The following is a 14,217-nucleotide window of genomic DNA, read 5'->3' on the forward strand; positions in this document are numbered from 1 at the left end:
TGGCCGCGTCGGCCGCGTGGCACGCTCGGGACGTGACCCGGTTCGCGATCGACGCGCCCGTCGCCGTCGGCCTGGTGCGCGCCGGGGTGGTCGTGCCCCCGGAGCACTCCCTGGTGGGGCCGGGCGTGCTCCGCTCGGACGCGCTCGCGCTCCTGCGCGAGGAGGTGCTGCGTGGCGAGCGCACACGCCGCGAGGGCTTCGCGGACCTGCACGGGATCGCGATGCCCCGGATCCGGCTGCTCGCGGACCGCGTGACGCGCCGGGTCGCGTGGCAGCCGGCCGACCAGGTGCCGTGGGCGGACGTCCGACGGGCCGAGTACCTCGCGGTCGCGCGGCTCCAGGGCGACGTGCTCGTCTCGGCTGACGACGCGTTGCGGGCGGGCGCATCGGCGGTCGGGATCGCGACGGCGGACGTGGCGGACCTGCGCAGCGCGCTCGGGTGAGGCGCAGCGGGCTCAGCGCGCTCGGGTGACGCAGCGGGCTCAGCGCGCGAGGACGTCCTCGGTGCTCGAGCCGGGCAGCGACACGGTCACCTGCGTGTCCCACGGGTCGCGCGTGGTGATCGCGCGGCCGTCGTCGGCGAACGCGACACCCTGCGCCCGCAGCCGGGCCGCGAGCGCGTCGAGGTCGCCGCGCGTCGGGCCGGTGACCGCGACGTCGCCGAGGCCGAGCGTCGAAGCCCGCGGGCCCGCACCCTGGCTGTTCCACACGTTCATCGCGATGTGGTGGTGGTAGCCGCCGGCGGACGCGAACAGCGCGCCCGGGTACTCGCGCATGGTGGCCTCGAACCCGAGGGTGCGGACGTAGAAGTCGTCGGCGCGTGCGATGTCGCCGACCTGCAGGTGCACGTGACCGACGCGCCCGGCGAGGCGCGGTCCCGCGTCGACGGCCTCCTGCGTGAGGTGCTCGCGCAGGAAGGCGTTGGGGTCGAGGAACTCGGTGGTCATCATGATCTGGCCGCGCTGGTGCAGCCACAGGTCACGGTCGCGGTCGGTGTAGAGCTCGATGCCGTTGCCCTCGGGGTCGGTGAAGTAGAACGCCTCGCTCACGGAGTGGTCGCTGGACCCGACGAACCGGCTGAGCGGGTCCTGCGCGGCGCGGTACACGGTCGCCGCGAGGCTCGAGCGGTCGTCGAACAGGAACGCGGTGTGGAACAGGCCCGACTGGCGGGGGTCGACCGGCGGGAGGTCGGGGGTGTGGACGAGGCGGAGCATCGGGGTGGTGCCGCGCCCGAGCACGCGGTGCACCTCGCGGCCGCGGCTGCGCTCCTCGAGGGGCTCCATCGCGAGCGCGCCGGAGTAGTAGCCGGACATGCGCTCGAGGTCGCCCACGCGCAGGGTCACCGCGTCCATCGTCGTCTCGGGGTTGATGACTTGCTCGTCGGTGACGGCGGCGAGGGGGGACGTGGTCATGGCAGGCGCTCCAGCGGGGGTGGTCGTGGTGGCGGTCGAGCGAGATAGTTGTATGTTCAACTACCAAGGTAGTCCGGGAGGGTGCGACACGCAAGCACGCACGTCACCTACCACTCGGTAGGTAATCGGCTAGCCTCGGCACACGGACCCGCACGAGGAGGTGCCATGTTCGACGTCGACGACGTCCTGCCCAGGCTCACGCTCGAGGAGAAGGCGGCGCTCACGTCGGGTGCCGACTTCTGGCACCTCAAGGCCGTCGAACGCCTCGACGTGCCGTCGGTCATGGTCACCGACGGACCCCACGGCCTGCGCAAGCAGACGAGCGCCTCGGTCGGCCTCGGCCTCGGGGGCGCGGACCCCGCGACCTGCTTCCCCACCGCGGCGGCGCTCGGGTCGACGTGGGACGTCGACCTCACGCGTCGCGTGGGGGAGGCGCTCGGCCGCGAGACACGGGCCGCACAGGTCGCCGTGCTGCTCGGACCGGGCGTCAACATGAAGCGCACGCCCCTGTGCGGCCGGAACTTCGAGTACCTCGCCGAGGACCCCGTGCTCTCGGGCGAGCTCGGCGCGGCGCTCGTCACGGGGGTCCAGTCGCAGGGCGTCGGCACGTCGCTGAAGCACTTCGCCGCCAACAACCAGGAGACCGACCGCATGCGCGTGTCGGTGGACGTCGACGAGCGCACCCTGCGCGAGATCTACCTGCCCGCGTTCGAGCGGGTCGTGACCCGCGCACGCCCCTGGACCGTCATGTGCGCCTACAACAAGATCAACGGCACGTACGCGTCCGAGCACGAGTGGCTGCTCACGCAGGTGCTGCGTGACGAGTGGGGCTTCGACGGAGTCGTCGTCTCCGACTGGGGCGCCGTCCAGGACCGCGCGGTGTCGCTCGCCGCCGGGCTGGACCTGCAGATGCCGTCGGCCGGTCCGCGCTCCGACGAGGCGGTCGTCGCGGCCGTACGCGAGGGGCGGCTCGACGAGGCGGTGCTCGACCGCGCCGTTCGCCGCGTCCTGGAGGTCGTCGCCCGCGCCCAGCCCGCGCTCGACGCACCCGGGGACTACGACGCCGACGCCCACCATGCCCTCGCCCGCGAGGCCGCCGCCGCCGGCACGGTCCTGCTGAAGAACGAGCCCGTCGACGGCGCCCCGCTCCTCCCGCTGGCTCGCGGACGGGTCCTGGTCGTCGGCGAGCTCGCCCGCACGCCGCGCTACCAGGGCGCGGGCTCCTCGCAGGTCAACCCGACGCGTCTCGACGACGCGCTGAGCGCGCTGCGCGCCCAGCGCGACGACGTCGCGTTCGAGCCGGGCTACACCCTGCCGGACGGACGCCCGGGAGACGACGCGTCGCTGCTCGAGTCGGCCGTCGAGGCGGCGCGCGGCGCGGACACGGTCGTCGTGCACCTCGGCCTGCCGGCGCCGGACGAGTCCGAGGGCTACGACCGGCCGCGCCTCGGCCTCCCCGAGAACCAGGTCGCGCTGCTGCACGCACTCGCCGAGGTCACCCGCCGGGTCGTCGTCGTCCTCGCGGGCGGTTCGGTGGTCGAGATGCCGTGGCGCGACGACGCGGCCGCGGTCCTCGTCACGTGGCTCGGCGGGCAGGCGGGCGGGTCCGCCGTCGCGGACGTGCTCACGGGCGCGGTGCCGCCGTCGGGCCGGCTCGCGGAGACCGTCCCGTTGCGGCTCGAGGACACCCCGGCGTTCGGGAGCTTCCCCGGGGAGCACGGGCACGTGCGGTACGGCGAGGGGGTGCTCGTCGGGTACCGGTGGTACGACACGCGCCGGCTGGACGTCGCGTTCCCGTTCGGGCACGGCCTGACGTACACGACCTTCGGGTACGACGACGTGCGCGTGCAGGTCCACGGCTCGGGTGCCGACGTGACGCTCGACGTCGACGTGCGGGTCACGAACCTCGGCGCGCGCGCCGGTGCGGAGGTCGTGCAGGTGTACGTGCGCGACCCGCAGGCCGGAGTGGTGCGTCCCGTGCGCGAGCTCAGGGCGTTCACCAAGCTCACGCTGGGGCCGGGGGAGTCGGCCACGGCGTCGTTCACGCTCACGGCCCGGGACCTGTCGTACTGGCACCCCGGCCTGCGGCGGTGGGTCGTGGAGGGCGGCGCGTTCGTCGTCGAGGTCGGGGCGTCGTCGCGCGACGTGCGCGGCGCGCTCGAGGTGGACGTCGAGGGCGAGCCCCTGTGGGGCGAGCTCAGCGCGATGTCGACGATCGGCGAGTGGCTCGAGCACCCACGCGGCGCGCAGGTCCTGGCGCCGCTGCTCGCACCACGCGAGGGCGAGCAGGGCCTCGCGGACCTCGACGAGACGATGCGCGCGATGATCCTGCAGATGCCCGCCCGTGCGCTCGTCGACTCGGGCTTCGCGCCCCTCGACCACGACGACCTCGCGGCGCTGGTCGCGCTCGCGAACGCCGACGAGGAGGGCTAGTCGCGCAGGTACGACACGTACTGCGCGCGCACGTGCTCGACCATGTCGACGCGCGTCGCGGGACAGTCCGCGCCGAGCAGCCACTGCACCTGGAGCCCGTCCATCACGGCGATCATGCGTCGCGCCGCCGCGACCGGCTCGAGACCGTCGCGCAGCCGGCCCTCCGCCCGGTGCTGCTCGAACACGTGGACCAGGTCCGCGAGCGTGCGGGCGTACCTGCGCTCGAAGTACGCGTGCGCGGGGTGCGCCGGAGACGTCGCCTCGCTCGACAGTGTCGCGAACAGCTCGACGATCCCGGGCCGCGCGGCGTTGCGCTCGACGACGCGCACGAGCGCCTCGAGGTAGTCGAAGCCCGACGCGAGGTCCTGCGCCATGGCGGCGTCGTCGACGTCGTCGCGGCGTTGCAGCACCGCCTCCAGCAGCGCGGCCTTGCTCGCGAAGTGGTGCAGCAGGCCCGGGTGGGAGATCCCGACGCGCGCGGCGATCTCCCGCAGGGACGCCGTGTGGTACCCGACCTCGCCGAACAGCACGAGCGCGGCCTCGAGGATCTCCTCGCGCGTCGCCCGCCCCCGGGCGTACCCGCGGCGCACCTCGGGCTCGGTCTCCTGGGCTGTCACGGGGACAGGATCGCACCTGCCGCCGCCTGGACCCGCACGGCGGGCGGGTGAGAGCGGCCGACCGACGTCGCGGTTCGAACAGGTGTGCGAGTACGATGACCGGGTGGAGCACAGCACGAACCCTCGCGCCGGGGCATGGGCGCCGCGCGGCACCCGGCGCGAGGTCGCGAACCGGGAGGCTCCCGAGCGCATCCCGGTCCGGCCGCAGGGCGACATCCCGGTCATCGTCCGCGTGGTCTGGCTCGACGGGACCGAGGAGTGGCGCCCCGCGCGGGCCGTGCGGTGGACCGCGGAGCACGTCATGGTGGCGTGGCGCGACGACCAGGACGACCCGCGCTCCGAGCGCCACGAGTGGCTGCGGGCAGGCGACGTCGCGCGCTCGGTGAGCTGGTTCGTCGGCCCGCCGCAGACGCCACGGGCGGCGGGCGCGAAGGTCATGCCCGCCTGAGGGGTGCCAGCGGGGGCGTCAGCGGGGGTGTCAGTGGACGAGCTTCAGCCCGACCACGCACGCGACGATGCCCAGCACGAGGAGCAGCCGGACGGCACTGACGGGCTCGGCGCCGCTGAGCATGGCCCAGCCCACCGTCAACGAGGCACCGATGCCGACCCACACGGCGTACGCCGTGCCGACTGGCAGCGTGCGCATCGCGTAGCCGAGCCCCAGCATGCTCGCGGTCAGCGCGACCACGAAGACGACCGTCGGGACGAGACGGTGCAGGCCCTGCGAGCGGCCGAGGGCGGTGGCCCAGACGGCTTCGAGGGCTCCGGACAGGACGAGGACGAACCATGCCATGGCGAGCTCCGACGTGCCGTCTTGTCGCTGTCCGGGTACGGCACCCTCGTCCGGGAGCCCGGCGGCGGGCTCTGCACCCAGGCTCTCACACGGCCTGCCCGCGCGACTGTCGCCCGCCGGTCAGGTCGGTCACACGTGCACCGCACGGTCGAGCGTGGCACGGCCCTGCACCTGGATCGTCACGGCCGCGCCGGCCCCGAGCAGCGGGCGGGCGGCCTCGGGCACCCCGACGCAGGCACGCCACACACCCGGGGCGTCCTCCTCGTCCGTCAGCGGGAGCGTCGCGCCCGGGTCGGGCTTCCAGTCCCGCAGCGCGCCCTCGACCCGTGACCCCCACTCGGCCCAGGCGCGCGGCTGTGCGTCCTGCGAGATCTCGATGTCGACCACGAGGACGTCGGACCAGTCCTCGGCCTGCTCGAGGTGGTCGAGGAACGACAGCAGCCCTCCGGACTTGCGCAGCGACAGCAGCCGCAGCCGCAGCACGTGCCGCATGGTCGTGGACGGCGCCCCCGTCCGGGGGTCCTGCGGGCGGCTCGCCTTCGACCACAGGTACGTGCGCACCAGCGGGACCGGTCGCGCCGCGTCGTCCGTGGTCCTCGGACGCTCGATCTGGATGGGGCACAGGTGCGCGGCGCTCTGCTCGTGCAGCACCACGGGCAGGCCGCGGATCGACATCTGGCTCTCGAGCTGCCAGACGGTGTCGTCGTCCCGCGTCCCGGGCAGCCGCAGCCCGGTGAGGTCGGCCGTGACCTCCAGGTCGCCGAACAGGAACCGGCGCAGGTTCTGGTAGCCCTCCTCGGAGTTGACGATCCCGTAGCGCCCCGAGTGGCTGCGGTGGACGAAGGCACGGGGCGCCTTGTCGATGTAGGCGTTGTCGATCTGCACCAGACCGTCGCTGCGCGGGCCCACCGCGCGCGCCGAGAGCCCGAGCGCGACGTCGTAGTCGGAGGCGTTCGTCCCGACGAGGCAGAAGAACCGCTCGCGCGGGAAGCTCCCGTCGGGCAGGACGGTCGCGTCGAACCCGCCCTCCGGTTCCGTGGCGCTCGCCGGGGTCAGGTACTCGCGCATGCGGCGCGGCCCGAAGATGTCGGCGCCCTGCACGCCGAGCGTGTCCCGCAGCTTCTCGAGGAGCCCGAAGCCGACGTCGAACTCGATCCCGCCGTGCGGCGTCGCGTACGTGAAGACCCGGTCCACCAGGTCCGACGCGACCAGCGGCCGCCCGTCCGGCCCGAGGGTGTCCGGGATCACGCGCTGCAGCATCCCGCGCACGACGAGCCCGCCCATCGAGTGCGCCACCAGGAAGACCCGTGGCGCGCCCGTCCGGCGCCGCACGAGCTGCACCATCTCGAACAGCTTCTGGGACGCCGACTCGATGCTGAACGCGGGTGCGTCCGTCACGAGCTCCGTCGAGTAGTCGTCGTAGAAGCGGTGCACCCAGATCGTCGCGGCGGGCACGTCGCCGTCGCCCCTGGTCTGCAGGTAGGTCGCCTGGTTCCCCTCGACGAGCAGCTGGTACTCGTGGTCGATCATGAGCCGCAGCAGGGGGCTCTCGAACTGGTGGAACTGCGGACGCGCCGAGTCGACGACACGGACCTGCACGGATCCCTCGTTGAACCCGTAGAACGGGTCGGCGACCGCGTCGTTGATGCCGCCGCGTCCCCCCGCGAACCCTCGGACGTAGATGACGGGCAGCCGCCCGTCGCCCGTGTACGACATCGCAGGCCTCCTCGCCCTCCGCCCGCGGCGGTCGTCGGGGAGGAACCGGTGACGTGCGCTCAGATACCGCGGCGGGGCGTCACGGCGTCTCGTCGCGCACGACGAGCACGGGGCACGATGCGAGGCGGGCCACGCGCCTGCCGACGAGCCGTCGCCAGCCGCGTACCTGACGGCTGCCGACGACGAGGAGCCCGGCCGTGCGGGACGCCTCGACGAGCGCGCGCACCGGGTCACCGTCGGACAGGAACGTGCGCACCGGCAGGTCCGGGTAGGTCTCCGCGAGGTCCGCGGCGACGTCGAGCGCGGTGCGACGGCCCGCGTCGTCGTCGTGCGGGCGCCGGGCGTGCAGCACGTGCAGCGGCACCCCGCGGTGGCGCGCCTCGCGCGCCGCGAGCCCGGCCGCGAACCACGACCCCGGCGTCTCGTCGACACCGACGACCACGGGTCCGGACGTCACGAGGTCCTCGCGCACGATCGCGACGGGGCAGCGGGCGCGCCAGGACAGCGCCGTGCCGACCGTCAGCGTCGCCGGCGGTGCGCCGCGCCGTCCGGTGACGAGCAGCTGCGCGTCGCGCGTGTACTCGGTGAGCGCGGGGACGGTCGACCCGTGCAGCAGGACGGCCGTGACGTCGAGGTCGGGGTGCGCTCGCGCGACCCTGGTGCACACCTGGCGCAGCTCGCCCACGAGGGCGTCGTCGTCCGCCGGGACGGCCGGGGCGCCGGCCCACGTCCAGGGACCCACCGCGGGCGCGGCGACGTGCGCGACGACGAGCCGTGCCCGACGCTGCACCGCAGCCTCGATGCCCCAGCGCAGCGTCCGCACGCTGCGTTCCGTCCCGTCGACGGCGACGACCACCGGTCCGTCGATCCGCATCCCGATCACCTCGCTGACCCTGGGTGACGACGCTGCCAGCATCGCCCCTCGAGGGCGCCCGGAGGTGGCACCAAGGTCCCGGCGCGCCCGTGACGCGCGTCGCGTCAGCTCGTGACGGGGTGCACCGAGCCGCCCGTGAGCCGCACGAGCTCGTCGAACGTCGTCGGGAAGACCGTGTGGGGCGTGCCACCCGCGGCCCACACGCGCGCGTACTCGGCGAGCGACTCGTCGACGACCGTCTCGAGCGGCGTCGGGTGCCCGACGGGCGCGACACCGCCGATCGCCTGGCCCGTCGCGAGCCGCACCTGCTCGGGCGTGGCACGCTCGAGCGTCGTGCGGCCGAGCCGGCGGGCGAGCGCGGTCGTGTCGACACGGTGCCGGCCGCTGGTCATGACGAGCAACGGCGTGCCGTCGGCCCAGAACACGAGGCTGTTGGCGATCTGCCCGACCTGGCAGCCGAGCGCGGCCGCCGCCTCCGCCGCGGTCCGCGCGGAGTCGGGCAGCTCGACCACCTCCCCCTCGACACCGGCGTCCGCGAGGGCCTGGGCGACGATCAGGGACCGGGCCGGCAACGAGTTCGTCGTGGTCACGGTCACATCCTGCCGCAGGTCAGGGGGTGCCCCGCGCACGCGTGCCCGTCTGCGTGCCGCGCCCCGGCGCGCGGTCCGCGCACGGACCTCACGCCGTGACGGGCTGCGACGTCTGCACACTGTGACCATGCCCGGACCGTTCGAGGAGGTCGTGCGCGCGCACGGTGCCACCGTGCTGCGCGTGTGCCGGGCGGTCGTCGGACCGCACGACGCGCAGGACGCGTGGGCCGAGACGTTCCTCGCGGCGCTGCGTGCCTGGCCGACGCTCGAGCCCGGGACGAACGTCGAGGCGTGGCTCGTGACGATCGCACGCCGCAGGTCGATCGACGTGTGGCGCGCGACCCGGCGGCGTGCGGTACCCGTCGGTGACCTGCCGGACGCGCCCGCGAGCGACCGGCACCGCGACCTCGACCTGTGGGGTGCGCTCGCGACGCTCCCCGACAAGCAGCGGCACGCGGTCACGCTGCACCACCTCGCCGGTCTGCCGTACGTCGAGGTCGCCGCCGAGCTCGGCGGCAGCGTCGAGGCCGCGCGGCGGGCGGCGGCCGACGGTGTCGCGGCCCTGCGTCGCACGGCGCCGCGGTGGTGGCACGACGAGCAGGACGGCGACCGCGCCGCCCTCCCGCAGACAGGAGACCGGTCATGAGCACCGTCGACGACGAGACCGCGCGCCTGCTGGCGGCCGTGCCGGAACCGGGGGAGCGGGCGATCGCCGACCTGCACGCGCGGCTCGTCGCACGCGCGCAGGACGCGGGCCTGCTCGACGTCGCGTACCGGACGCTCGACGCCCCGGTCGGCACCCTGCTGCTCGCGGCCACCCCGGTCGGGCTGGTCCGCGTCGCGTTCGCGGTGCAGGACCACGACGCCGTGCTGGCCGACCTCGCGGCGCGCGTCAGCCCGCGCGTGCTGGCGGCGCCCCGCAGGCTCGACGACGTCGCACGTCAGCTCGACGAGTACTTCTCGGGCGCCCGCCACCGGTTCGATCTGCCGGTCGACCTGCGCCTCGCGACCGGGTTCCGGCGTGCGGTCGTCGAGCACCTCCCGACGATCGGCTACGGGCGCACGGCCAGCTACGCCCAGGTCGCGTCCGCGGCCGGGCACCCCCGCGCCGTGCGGGCCGTGGGGACCGCGTGCGCGCTCAACCCGGTGCCGCTCGTCGTGCCGTGCCACCGCGTGGTCCGCTCCGACGGGTCCCCGGGCCGGTACGCCGGTGGTGACGCCGCGAAGGCGGCGCTGCTCGAGCTCGAGCGCCCCGGCGGGGACGCGTCCTGACAGGCCCGCGGGCCGCGGCGTAGCGTCGGCACATGTGCCGGAACATCACGACCCTGCGCGGCCTCGAGCCGCCCGCGACCGACGACGAGATCGAGGCCGCCGCCGTGCAGTACGTGCGCAAGGTCACGGGGGTGCGCACACCGTCGGCCGCGACGCGTGAACCGTTCGAGGCGGCCGTGCGGGCGGTGGCGGCGGCGACCGCCGCGATCCTCGCGGAGCTGCCCGAGCGCCGCACCCCGCCACCGACGGTCCCGCCGCTGCGCCGGCCGCAGGTGCAGGCGCGCATCGCGGAGCGGATGGCGGCCCGGGAGGCGCACGAGCGCGCGCACGAACTCGGGCTGCCGCACGACCACGACGACGGGCTCGTCGTCGTGCGCGACTGACCTGTCGCGCAGGGTCGTCGGGCGCGCGGGGTCAGACCTGCGCGTCGACGCCCGGGACCGGCCACGGCACGAGCCGGGGGATGCCCACGGGCGCGACGGCGGCGAGCGCGAGGAAGCGCGCCTCGGCACGGTGCAGGCGGATGTGCTCGTCGAGCGACCACGTCGGGCCGTTCGTGAGCTCCATGCCGCACGCGCACGCGATCGTCACGCGACCGTCGGCCTCCGTGCGCACGAGTCCGACCGTCGTGTGGTCCGTGAACGCCTGCGCCTTCGCGCGGCGCATCTCGGCGCTGACGGCCTCGGGGGCTGAGGGTTCGTCCGGGGTCACGCTGAATGATCGGACGAGAACGCCTCGTCGACCAAGCGGTCCAGCTCGAACGACTCGTCCCAGGTGCCGCCGCCGAGGCTCGGCATCATCTCCCGCAGCGCCGGCTGCCACGCCTCGACCCGCTCCGGGAAGCACCGCTCGAGCAGCGTGACCATCGTCGCGACCGCGGTCGAGGCGCCCGGCGAGGCGCCCAGCAGGCCCGCGATCGAGCCGTCGGCGGACGTCACGAGCTCGGTGCCGAACTCGAGGACGCCGCCGCCCTTGCCCTTCTTGATGACCTGGACGCGCTGGCCCGCGGTGATGAGCTCCCAGTCGGACGCGCGCGCCGTCGGCACGAACCTGCGCAGCGCGGCGAAGCGTGCCTCGCGCGACGCCGTGACCTCGCTGATGAGGTACTTCAGCAGGTCGAGGTTCTGCAGCCCGACGGCGAGCATCGGGACGAGGTTCCCCGGGCGGATGGACCGCACGAGGTCGAGCCACGAGCCGTGCTTGAGGAACTTCATGCTCCAGCCCGCGTACGGGCCGAACATGACCGCGGTCTCGCCCTCGACGACGCGCGTGTCGAGGTGCGGCACGGACATCGGGGGAGCGCCGATCTCGGCCCGGCCGTACACCTTGGCGTGGTGCTGGGCGACGACCGCGGGGTTCGTCGTGCGCAGGAACTGGCCGCTGATCGGGAAGCCCGCGTAGCCCTTGATCTCGGGGATCCCCGACTTCTGCAGCAGGCCGAGCGCACCGCCGCCCGCGCCGATGAACACGAACCGCGCGGTGACGACGCGCGCACGCCGGTGGCCGTTCCAGCGACGGTCGCGCAGCGTCACGCGCCACGTCCCGTCCGCGCGGCGGCGCAGGCGCGTCACCTCGGACTCGAGGTGCAGGGACGCGCCGCGGCGGACCGTGTCGTCGATCATCGAGCGGGTCAGGGCGCCGAAGTCCACGTCCGTGCCGGCGGTGGCACGCGTCGCGGCGACCGGCTCGTCGGGGTCGCGGTCGGCCACCAGGAGGGGAGCCCACCGGCGGATCTGCTCCGGGTCCGTCGAGAACTCGAGGTCGGAGAACAGCGGGTGGCTGCTCAGCGCCGCGTGGCGGCGACGCAGGTAGTCGACGCCCTCGGCGCCGCGGACGAACGTCATGTGCGGCGTGGCGGAGACGAAGCCGGAGCCACCGGGCAGGCGGTCCTTGCCGGCGAGGTAGTGCCACAGCTCGCGCGAGAGCTCGAACTGCTCGTTGATCGTCACGGCCTTCGTGATGTCGACCGAGCCGTCCGGGCGCTGCGGGGTGTAGTTGAGCTCGCACAGCGCCGCGTGGCCGGTGCCCGCGTTGTTCCACGGGTTGGAGCTCTCCTGCGCGACGGCGTCCCGTCGCTCGTGGATCTCGATCCGCCAGGACGGCTCGAGCGTGCTCAGGAGGCTCGCGAGCGTCGCGCTCATGATCCCCCCACCGACGAGCAGGACGTCCAGGTCCGTGTCGGTGCGGGGCTCGGTTCCGGGGGCGGTGTTCCGGGAAGGCACGAGCCGATCGTAAGTTGACGTCGAGATTCTTCACCGCGAGGCACCTGTGATCTTCCCGACATGTGACCTTGGTCTCTGGCGGGGCCGTGAGCAGCGCGGATGCCAGGTGCAGGTCGTCGCTTGCGTGGCCGAACGGGTGCGCGATCGCCGCCGACCGGGTAAAACGATGGCATGCCGCGCGATCACGACCTCGTCTCGAACCCGGCCGCCGAGCGCATCGCCGAGCGGACCCCCGACGACGCGGTGCTCGCCGCCGCGGACGCGCGGTCCGGGGGAGACCCGAGCCGGGCGCCCCGGTCGCTGCGGGCCACCGAGCTGGTCCCCGACGACGAGCCCGTGTCGAGCAACGACGAGTGGGACGACCCCGACCGCCTCTGAGCCCGCCCGCGCAGCCGGTCCCAGCGGCGTCCGTCCGGCGGTCGCCGCTTGCGCTACTTCAGTGCCCGGTGCGCTACTCCAGCGTGATCTGGGCCTGCTGCACCGCGCGCAGCAGCTCGTAGCCGTCGGCACCCTGCAGCACCGGGATCCCGTCGCGCGACGCCTGGTCCTCCGCACGCACCGAGCCCGACGCGGGGACGGGCAGTCCGTGCGCGAGCACGTGCTCCGCGAACGTCAGCTGACGCAGCAGGATCGCGCGCACCCGCTCGGGACGCTCCTGCGCGGCGTGCGCGTAGATCTGCGGGTCGTGCTGGCCGTCGTCGCCGATCAGCACCCACGACACCTGCGGCAGCTCCTGGGTGAGCCGCCGCAGCTGCGACAGCTTGTGCTCGCGGCCGCTGCGGAACCAGCCCGTGTTCGTCGGACCCCAGTCGGTCAGCAGCATGGGGCCGGGCGGGAACCCGAACCGGCGCAGGAAGCGGCCGATCGCGGGCGCGGCGTTCCACGCCCCCGTGGACAGGTACACCACGGGCATGTCCCGGCCCGCGAGGAGCCGCGCGTAGAGGCCGGCCATGCCGGGGACGGGCTCGCGGGCGTTCTCGTGCCGGACGAGCGTGTTCCAGGCCGCGACGAAGATGCGGGGGAGACGGGTGACGAGGACCGTGTCGTCGATGTCGCTCACGATGCCCGACCGCACGTCCGGACCGATCACGTGCACCGGCGCGGTCGCACGCGCGCCGTCCGCCGCGCGCAGCTCCACGTCGTGCCAACCGGGCGCGAGGTCGCTCGCCAGCCGCACGTCCAGGTAGCCGCCGCGGTCGGTCTCGACCCGGTGCACGCGGTCACCGACGCGCACCTCGACCCACGCGCCGGCGACCTGCGCTGTCGCGAACGACCGCCAGCCGCGCACCGCCGCCGCGGGACGCGCACCCGCCTGGGCCGCGGCACCCGCACCCGGCAGGTCCTGCTCGTGCACGACGGGCGCGGCCAGCAGCGTGCGGGCGAACACGCGCACCCAGCCCGGCGCGCCGTACCCGGCGTACGGCTCGATCCGCAGCGTCCAGCCGCGGCGCGCCAGCACCGCCGCGACGCGGCGGTCGAACGCGTCCTCGAGCCGTGCCGCGAGGTGCAGCCGCGCGTCGGGGTGCGCCGAGCACGGCCGCGACGTCCCGGGGCGGACCGCGCGCAGGTCGTCGCCGCGCTGGTCGTCGCCCCGGGCGCCGGGCCGGGCTCCGGGGGTCGTGCGTGGGCTCACCTGGCCGCCGACGCCTTGCGTGCCGCACCCGAGGCCGCGCGCGCGGCCTCCTTCTCGGTGCTCGCGCCCGCCGTGCTCAGCGCGCCGCCCGAGGACTCCAGGTGCGCCCGGACGAACCAGTGGAAGAGCTCCAGCTCGTGCAGGTGGCCGACCAGCAGGTCGTTGGTCACGGTGTCGAGCTCCTCGGTGTCGGCGGCGGCCTTGCGGTGCGCGGTGATCACCCCGACGTAGACCTCGTCGAGCGCGCCCAGGTGCTCCGTGGTCGACGCGCGGCCGATGCTGTAGTCGTCCCACGTGCGGTTCTTCACGAGCGCACCCGGGGTTCCCACCGGTGCGACGCCGAGCGTAGCGATCCTCTCGGCCACCGCGTCCACCATCGCGCGCACGGCGTCCACCTGGGGGTCGATCATCTCGTGCACCGCGATGAAGTGCGGCCCCACGACGTTCCAGTGGATGTGCTTGAGCGTGAGCGCCAGGTCGTTCAGCGCGTCCAGCCGCTCCTGGAGGATCGCCGCGACCGCCGCGCCGTCCTGCGGGGTCAGCGAGGGGACGGTGTACTTCGGCAGGTCCTTGCGCGCCATGTCAGGCTCCTCGTCTCGTGGTCGCGGGCCGTGCGGTCAGGCCCGGGACTCCACGCTGCCGCACGTCGCGACAC

General features: G+C 74.4%; 17 protein-coding genes and 1 riboswitch. Of the genes, 7 read left to right on the forward strand and 10 right to left on the reverse strand.

All coding sequences use genetic code 11. From position 1 onward, the window contains the following. Nucleotides 1-32: 32 nt before the first annotated feature. Nucleotides 33-443 carry a hypothetical protein gene (locus tag ACT17Q_RS08165; protein WP_444665329.1) on the forward strand — a complete coding sequence of 137 codons (411 nt, stop codon included), beginning with the start codon at nt 33-35 and terminating at the stop codon, nt 441-443. 39 nt (nt 444-482) lie between these two features. Here ACT17Q_RS08165 and ACT17Q_RS08170 read toward each other — a convergent pair whose 3' ends face one another. Next, nucleotides 483-1,412 (reverse strand): VOC family protein, encoded by a 930-nt coding sequence (locus tag ACT17Q_RS08170; protein WP_444665330.1) that lies wholly within the window; start codon nt 1,410-1,412, stop codon nt 483-485. 165 nt (nt 1,413-1,577) lie between these two features. On the opposite strand from ACT17Q_RS08170, the gene ACT17Q_RS08175 reads away from it, so the two are divergent. Next, nucleotides 1,578-3,845 carry an aryl-beta-d-glycosidase gene (locus tag ACT17Q_RS08175; RefSeq protein WP_444665331.1) on the forward strand — a complete coding sequence of 756 codons (2,268 nt, stop codon included), beginning with the start codon at nt 1,578-1,580 and terminating at the stop codon, nt 3,843-3,845. On the opposite strand, the gene ACT17Q_RS08180 is transcribed toward ACT17Q_RS08175, so the two are convergent. Next, nucleotides 3,842-4,462 carry a TetR/AcrR family transcriptional regulator gene (locus tag ACT17Q_RS08180; RefSeq protein ID WP_444665332.1) on the reverse strand — a complete coding sequence of 207 codons (621 nt, stop codon included), beginning with the start codon at nt 4,460-4,462 and terminating at the stop codon, nt 3,842-3,844. The genes ACT17Q_RS08175 and ACT17Q_RS08180 overlap by 4 nt on opposite strands. 103 nt (nt 4,463-4,565) lie before the next feature. Here ACT17Q_RS08180 and ACT17Q_RS08185 point away from each other — a divergent pair, with 103 nt between their 5' ends. Beyond that, nucleotides 4,566-4,910, forward strand: a complete 345-nt coding sequence (locus ACT17Q_RS08185) for a hypothetical protein (protein WP_232514660.1) — start codon at nt 4,566-4,568, stop codon at nt 4,908-4,910. 30 nt (nt 4,911-4,940) lie between these two features. Here ACT17Q_RS08185 and ACT17Q_RS08190 read toward each other — a convergent pair whose 3' ends face one another. The 4 genes from ACT17Q_RS08190 to ACT17Q_RS08205 all read right to left on the reverse strand — a co-directional run bounded on the left by ACT17Q_RS08190 (nt 4,941) and on the right by ACT17Q_RS08205 (nt 8,435). Next, nucleotides 4,941-5,255, reverse strand: coding sequence for a DMT family transporter (locus ACT17Q_RS08190; RefSeq protein WP_141321260.1), 315 nt, complete (start codon nt 5,253-5,255; stop codon nt 4,941-4,943). A gap of 10 nt (nt 5,256-5,265) precedes the next feature. Then, nucleotides 5,266-5,330: riboswitch (guanidine-III (ykkC-III) riboswitch) on the reverse strand. A 54-nt stretch (nt 5,331-5,384) separates the two neighbouring features. Next, a complete protein-coding gene (locus ACT17Q_RS08195) occupies nt 5,385-6,971 on the reverse strand; it encodes an esterase/lipase family protein (protein ID WP_444665333.1) in 1,587 nt (528 codons plus the stop codon). A 79-nt stretch (nt 6,972-7,050) separates the two neighbouring features. Beyond that, nucleotides 7,051-7,845, reverse strand: coding sequence for a universal stress protein (locus ACT17Q_RS08200; RefSeq protein ID WP_444665334.1), 795 nt, complete (start codon nt 7,843-7,845; stop codon nt 7,051-7,053). 104 nt (nt 7,846-7,949) lie between these two features. After that, nucleotides 7,950-8,435 carry a YbaK/EbsC family protein gene (locus tag ACT17Q_RS08205; protein WP_094182162.1) on the reverse strand — a complete coding sequence of 162 codons (486 nt, stop codon included), beginning with the start codon at nt 8,433-8,435 and terminating at the stop codon, nt 7,950-7,952. Between the two features lie 127 nt (nt 8,436-8,562). Between ACT17Q_RS08205 and ACT17Q_RS08210 the strand changes: the two genes are divergently transcribed. Genes ACT17Q_RS08210 through ACT17Q_RS08220 form a run of 3 tightly spaced genes read left to right on the forward strand, consistent with a single transcriptional unit; the run spans nt 8,563 to nt 10,090 of the window. Further along, nucleotides 8,563-9,081 (forward strand): RNA polymerase sigma factor, encoded by a 519-nt coding sequence (locus ACT17Q_RS08210; RefSeq protein ID WP_444665335.1) that lies wholly within the window; start codon nt 8,563-8,565, stop codon nt 9,079-9,081. Beyond that, nucleotides 9,078-9,707 carry a methylated-DNA--[protein]-cysteine S-methyltransferase gene (locus ACT17Q_RS08215; RefSeq protein WP_444665336.1) on the forward strand — a complete coding sequence of 210 codons (630 nt, stop codon included), beginning with the start codon at nt 9,078-9,080 and terminating at the stop codon, nt 9,705-9,707. Before ACT17Q_RS08210 ends, ACT17Q_RS08215 begins: the two co-directional genes overlap by 4 nt. Nucleotides 9,708-9,739: 32 nt before the next feature. Then, nucleotides 9,740-10,090, forward strand: a complete 351-nt coding sequence (locus ACT17Q_RS08220; RefSeq protein WP_094180041.1) for a DUF2277 domain-containing protein — start codon at nt 9,740-9,742, stop codon at nt 10,088-10,090. A gap of 31 nt (nt 10,091-10,121) precedes the next feature. Here the strand turns inward: ACT17Q_RS08220 and ACT17Q_RS08225 are convergent, their stop codons facing one another. Then, a complete protein-coding gene (locus tag ACT17Q_RS08225; RefSeq protein ID WP_444665337.1) occupies nt 10,122-10,418 on the reverse strand; it encodes a hypothetical protein in 297 nt (98 codons plus the stop codon). Beyond that, nucleotides 10,415-11,848 carry a malate dehydrogenase (quinone) gene (gene mqo / locus ACT17Q_RS08230; RefSeq protein ID WP_243860956.1) on the reverse strand — a complete coding sequence of 478 codons (1,434 nt, stop codon included), beginning with the start codon at nt 11,846-11,848 and terminating at the stop codon, nt 10,415-10,417. Before mqo ends, ACT17Q_RS08225 begins: the two co-directional genes overlap by 4 nt. Before the next feature lie 252 nt (nt 11,849-12,100). Here mqo and ACT17Q_RS08235 point away from each other — a divergent pair, with 252 nt between their 5' ends. Continuing rightward, on the forward strand, nt 12,101-12,307 hold the full coding sequence (locus ACT17Q_RS08235) for a hypothetical protein (RefSeq protein ID WP_094180038.1): 207 nt from the start codon (nt 12,101-12,103) through the stop codon (nt 12,305-12,307). Between the two features lie 73 nt (nt 12,308-12,380). On the opposite strand, the gene ACT17Q_RS08240 is transcribed toward ACT17Q_RS08235, so the two are convergent. Both ACT17Q_RS08240 and ACT17Q_RS08245 read right to left on the reverse strand, forming a co-directional pair. Beyond that, the gene (locus ACT17Q_RS08240) at nt 12,381-13,562 is read right to left on the reverse strand and encodes an App1 family protein (protein ID WP_094180037.1); all 1,182 of its coding nucleotides are present in this window, start codon (nt 13,560-13,562) and stop codon (nt 12,381-12,383) included. After that, complete coding sequence (locus ACT17Q_RS08245; RefSeq protein WP_094180036.1) at nt 13,559-14,143, reverse strand: Dps family protein; 585 nt, start codon at nt 14,141-14,143, stop codon at nt 13,559-13,561. The genes ACT17Q_RS08240 and ACT17Q_RS08245 overlap by 4 nt, the downstream gene beginning before the upstream one ends. Nucleotides 14,144-14,217 lie beyond the last annotated feature (74 nt).

Origin of the sequence: Cellulomonas sp. CW35, from assembly GCF_052378485.1 — a bacterium.
GTDB classification, from domain to species: domain Bacteria; phylum Actinomycetota; class Actinomycetes; order Actinomycetales; family Cellulomonadaceae; genus Cellulomonas; species Cellulomonas uda.